The 5,270-nt window shown below is 63.1% G+C and carries 4 protein-coding genes and 1 pseudogene; 1 reads left to right on the top strand and 4 read right to left on the bottom strand.

Features of this window, described 5'->3' with window-relative positions:
- Positions 1-343 precede the first annotated feature (343 nt).
- Together VIE67_RS00060 and yoaA are read right to left on the bottom strand one after the other, a co-directional pair.
- Positions 344-1,150 carry an aminotransferase class IV family protein gene (locus VIE67_RS00060; RefSeq protein WP_332022181.1) on the bottom strand — a complete coding sequence of 269 codons (807 nt, stop codon included), beginning with the start codon at positions 1,148-1,150 and terminating at the stop codon, positions 344-346.
- 147 nt (positions 1,151-1,297) lie between these two features.
- Positions 1,298-3,178 carry a DNA repair helicase YoaA gene (gene yoaA / locus VIE67_RS00065; RefSeq protein ID WP_524539301.1) on the bottom strand — a complete coding sequence of 627 codons (1,881 nt, stop codon included), beginning with the start codon at positions 3,176-3,178 and terminating at the stop codon, positions 1,298-1,300.
- On the opposite strand from yoaA, the gene VIE67_RS00070 reads away from it, so the two are divergent.
- Entirely contained in the window at positions 3,104-3,373 is a 270-nt protein-coding gene (locus tag VIE67_RS00070) for a hypothetical protein (protein WP_332022183.1), read from the top strand. The genes yoaA and VIE67_RS00070 overlap by 75 nt on opposite strands.
- A gap of 879 nt (positions 3,374-4,252) precedes the next feature.
- Here VIE67_RS00070 and VIE67_RS00075 read toward each other — a convergent pair.
- Together VIE67_RS00075 and VIE67_RS00080 are read right to left on the bottom strand one after the other, a co-directional pair.
- Entirely contained in the window at positions 4,253-4,750 is a 498-nt protein-coding gene (locus tag VIE67_RS00075) for a tetratricopeptide repeat protein (RefSeq protein ID WP_332022184.1), read from the bottom strand.
- Positions 4,751-4,860: 110 nt separating this feature from the next.
- Positions 4,861-5,270 (bottom strand): annotated as a pseudogene (locus VIE67_RS00080) (penicillin-binding protein 1B); the annotation flags it as partial.

The raw sequence follows: 5,270 nt of genomic DNA on the forward strand, positions 1-5,270 counted from the left end.
GATTCTCCTCGCCAATGATCTGACGGGAATTACAGCCCCGTGCGCTGGCCGCGATATGGGCCAATTCGGGCGCGGCGCGGGCGAGCGCTGACATTGGTGCGACCGTGGGCGGCGACACCGCGTTCTCTCTCGCCGGCCAGAGCACTTTCGGTTGAGCTGAAATGGTTACAACGACACCTTTGCTTTGGACCCCTCTCCCCTTGTGGGAGAGGGGTAGCGCGCGCGAAAGCGGGCGCCTTCGGCGCCATCCCCTCTCCCGGCGCGCTGCGCGTGCCGACCTCCCCCTCAAAGGGGGGAGGTGAAAAGCAGATCGCTACGTGTAAGCACTTGAGTCAAAAATATTCTAAATACGCTGCCAGGGATTGCTCTCGTAGCACTGCCGCAGTTTTTCGAGCAAGGCTTCGTCGACGGCGAATTTGACCGCATCGATGCTGGCGATCGGCCGCAATGGAACGCTCGCGTTGCTGAAAAACGCCGAGCGGTACGCCGCAAGATCGTCCAGGCGGACCGGCCGCAGCGCACTTGTCACGCCGCTGCGCGCCATGCCTTCCTGCAACAGTTGCAAACTTACCCCGGTCAGCTGTGGCGCATCCGGCCAGACGATGCCGTGCGCGTCGGCGAAGCCGATATTCCAGATCGAACCTTCGCTGATGCGGCCGGCGGCGTCGACGAACAGCGCATCGTCGAAGCCGGCCTGCTGCGCCAGTCGGCGATAGTGGAAAAGTGGAAAAGTACCCACATGTTTGATCGCCGCCAGATCGCGCGCATAGCGGAACGATTTCAACCGCAGCGGCGTGATCGGCGACGACGTGGCAGGGGCAACGGTGACGAGCACGTCCGGCAGCACAGCGGTATCGAGTCGATCGCGATTCAGCGCGCGCGAAAAGATATTCACGCGCAGCGACAGCGGCCGCGACTCCGTGCCGATCGCGTGGCGCAGATAGTCGCGCACGCGCTCACGCTCCAGCGCGGTGCCGAACAGTTCGAGCGTCGAGCGTTCGAGTCGTTCAAGGTGCAAGTCGAGGCCGCGCACGCAGCCGTTCTCCACGCGCATCGCGCTGAAGTGACCGTAGTTGGTCTGCACGAGCAGACGCAGATCCTCGACGCGCGTCGCTGCGCCATTGATTTCTATGCGATCGATGTCGAGCATTTGGGAACGTCACCTCACTCTAAACCAAGGAAACTCTGAACAACTCTCCGTTCGCCCTGAGCTTGTCGAAGGGCGCATTGCAAGGACTTGTTTGCGCAGGGTTTCTCAGAGCGTGCTTCGACCAGCTCAGCACGAACGGTAGGATCCCTAACCCTCTTCTGCAAGCGCGAGAGGGGATACAGCAAAAAATTTCTGCACGTCACCGAGCTCGCGCGAGATCGGCATCGGCGGCAGGCTCCTGAGAAACAACTTGCCGTAGGCGCGCGAGGTCAGGCGCGGATCGCAGAGCATGAGTACGCCGCGGTCGGTCGTGTCGCGGATCAGCCGGCCGGCGCCCTGCTTGAGCGCGATAACCGCGGCCGGCACCTGCCATTCGAAAAACGGATTGCCACCGTTTTCGCGCAGTGCGTTCAGACGCGCGACCAGCACGGGATCGTCCGGCGCAGCAAACGGCAGCTTGTCGATGACCACGCAGCTCAAGGCCTCGCCGACCACATCGACGCCTTCCCAGAAACTCGCCGCGCCAAGCAGAACGCCGTTGCCGGACGCACGAAACTCGGTCAGCAGCTGATGACGCGGCGCAGTGCCCTGGATGAACAGCGGAAACGGCAGATCCGCGAGTAATTCCGCGGCGCGCTTCAGGGCGCGATGCGAAGTGAACAGCAGAAACGTGCGTCCGCGCGCGGCGTCGAGCACGGGCCGCGCCGCGGCGATCACCTGCTCGGTGTAATCCGGCGCATTCGGATCGGACAGACCCTTGGGCAAATACGCCAGTGCCTGGCGCTGATAATCGAACGGACTCGCCAGACTCAGCGCGACCGGGTCGTCCAGACCGAGCTGGCGCGCGAAATGATCGAAGTCGCCGGCGACCGACAATGTCGCCGAGGTGAAAATCCAGCTCGCACGCGATTGCTCGCGCAAAGCGCGCAGCGGCGGCGCGAGATCGAGCGGCGTGGCGTGAAACGAAAACCCCTGCGGGAACAGTTCATACCAGTGCACGGCATCGTGCGCGCCGCCGTCGAGCACATCGCGCAGCCGTTGGCACAGCGTCTCGGCACGCTCATGCGTGCTGTCCATCCCGCGCGAACGATCCTTCTGCGTCGCCAGCGCGGAAGCCAGATTGCGCAAGGTCTCGTCAAGCGCGTGCAATTCGGTCTGTGTGCCGCTATCGCTTTCAATCAGCGCAAAAGCGCCCTTGAGCGGCAGTTTGTCGAGCGCCAGGCGCGCACGGCGCACGGCGGGTGCGATCGCCTCGATCGATTCACGCAGGCTGGCCAAGGCGCCGCTGACCGTTGCGCACTCGGCGAGCGCATCCTGCGCCAGCTCGGTGATCTGCCGCGAAGTTATACTTGTGGAAAAGAATACACCGGCGAGTTCCGGAATCTGGTGCGCCTCATCGAGAATGAAGGCCTGCGCACCGGGCAGGATCTCGCCGAAGCCCTCCTGCTTGATCGCCAGATCGGCGAACAGCAGATGATGATTGACCACGACAAGATCAGCCTCCTGTGCCGCGCGCCGCGCCTTGACCACGAAGCAGTCGCCGAACATCGGGCAATCCGCGCCGAGACAGTTCTCTGTGGTCGAAGTCACGCGCGGCCACAGCGGCGAATCCTCAGGCACCTCGGCAAACTCGCCGCGATCGCCGCTGCCGGTGCGCTGCGCCCACGCGCGGATCGCGTGCAGATGACCGATCTGTTCGCGCGAGGTGAAGCGCCCGTCCTTGGCGGTCTGCTCGGTGCGATACAGACACAGGTAATTCGCGCGGCCCTTGAGCAGGCTCGTGCGCAGGCGCGCGCCGATCACTTCGCGCACGCGCGGCAGATCGCGATGAAACAACTGGTCCTGCAGCGTCTTGGTTCCGGTCGACACGATCACGCGCTTACCCGAGCGCAGCGCTGGCACCAGATACGCAAACGTCTTGCCGGTGCCGGTGCCAGCCTCGGCGATCAACGAATGATGCTCGGCAATCGCGTCTTCGACTGCCTCGGCCATGACCTGCTGGGATTCGCGCGGCGCGAAGTTCTGCACTTCGCGCGCAAAAGGGCCGTCGGCGCCCAACAACTCGCTGGCGCTCAGATTGGCGATCATTCGATCGCGCCTTTGCTCGTCATCCCCGCTAAGGCTTTGCTCGTCATCCCGGCGAAAGCCTTTCCGCTCGTCATTCCCGCGAAAGCGGGGCTTTCAACAGCGAAGCTGGTCATCCAGTTTGATCTTGCCTCTTGAAGAGAAGGGCTTCCACTCGCCTGCACAAGCAAAGCTTTCACTCGCCTGCGGCGAGCGACCCACTTTTGGCATTGCCCAAAAGTGGGCAAAAGGCTAGGCGACCGACGCGGTGTTGTGCTGCGCGTCAGCGCAGCACAATGCCCTGTGCTTCTCGGCTTCGGCGGGGTTCGCTTGACGCACATCCTTGTGCGTTCGCACACGCGCGCGCCTCCTGCGCGCGCCCCTGCGGGCAACTCCGCCGCAGCCTGCGATGCTCGGCACCGCGAAGGCCGCCGTTTCCTGCACGAATCCGTCCATCCCTGGACTACACCTGGAAGTGGCGGATGTTGCTTCTGCGGCAGGATGCCGCCCAAAAAGGGCCCCCTGTGACGCGGCGAGCAGGCGCAGGAACAGCCCGAAGGGTGGCGCGCAGGAAGCGCGCCAGTTTGCGAATGTACATGGACGTACATCAAGCAAACCCCGGAGCCTGTTCGCGCACTCGCAGCACAGGACGTGTGTAGAGCGCGACACCGGGGGTGCATTTCTTTTGGTTACTTTTCTTTGGGCAAACAAAGAAAAGTGACCCGCTCGCCGCAGGCGAGTGGAAGCTTTGCTCTAGTGCAGAGCAAATAAAAGAAAAGGCACTGGATTCCAGCTTTCGCTGGAATGACGAGCTAAGAAAGGATGAGCAACACCATCCCCACCCAACCCTCCCCTTGAAGGGGAGGGCTACGCACACCGCTCGCGGGTATGACGAGCAGAGAGATATTCCGGCCTGCGCCGGACTGCGTAGGCAGGATGCCGAAGCGAACATTCGCATAGCGAATGGCCCGAAGGGCGAGCTGCGGATGCAGCGAGTAATGGCGAGCGAAGCGAGAGCCAAGCGCAAGCGTCCGTATGTCAATAGCGTGCCGGCGCCGGTACGTTGCACGCCGCGAGTTGCACTCGTGCCTGCTGCGCGCCGGCGTCATCGCCTTGCGCCTTGCGCGTCTCGACCAGGGTCTGCTGGTTGCGCGCGCATAGCGCGCCGACCTTGGGGCCCAGATCCCAGGACTTCTGCGCGCTGATGGCGGCCTGCTTCCAGTCGCGGGTTTCGATCAGCAGTTCGGCTTCATACTGGATGATGTCCGGCGTCGAGCCGGCGATTTTTTCCGCTTTGCGCACCGCGTCGAGCGCTGCTGCGGGTTGCCCCTGTGCTTCGAGATCGTGCGCCTGCTTGAGCAGGCCGTCGACTGCGGGATCGCGCAACGGTTTGACCTCGACGCTCGATTCGAGCTTGGCGCCCGCGGCGCGGATCGCGGTGACGGCGGCAGTCGGATCGGCAACCGGTTTCTGCACAACCGGCGGCTGGGCGCAGCTGGCGAGCAGAAGGCAGCCGCCGATTGTCAGGGGGATCATGCGAAAATTTGATTTCATTTCTGTGCCTTTACTGATGCGATCGTCCTTGATCGTGAGGATTGATTATCAATCGATGCTGTATAACGCCGGCCCCTCATCTGACGGAACAGCTACTGATCACCGCTGAAAATCGACTTGATCTCCTGCAGCACACAGTGATCGGTGTCCTGCGGTGCGAATCCTGCCATAAACGGCAAGCTGCGTGCGCCTGGACATTGCGCGTCGGTCTGCGCGCCGCTCTGCGGATTAACGTAAACCTGATCGAGGCCGTCTTGGGGCACGCTCAACGGCGCGCTGGGCAGCTTGCGCATCAGCGCAGTCCACACCTGCAATGCACCGGTCGCGCCATAAAGACCGGTCTGCTTGTTGTCGTCGCGGCCGACCCAGGCCACGGCGAGGTGCGAGCCGGTGAATCCGGCGAACCAGGAATCGCGCTGCGAATCGCTGGTGCCGGTCTTGCCCGCCGCGTGCAGAAAGCCCAGGCCCTGATCGGCGATCGCATGCGCCGTACCCACCTGCG

Source organism: Rudaea sp., from assembly GCF_036560865.1.
Lineage (GTDB): Bacteria > Pseudomonadota > Gammaproteobacteria > Xanthomonadales > Rhodanobacteraceae > Rudaea.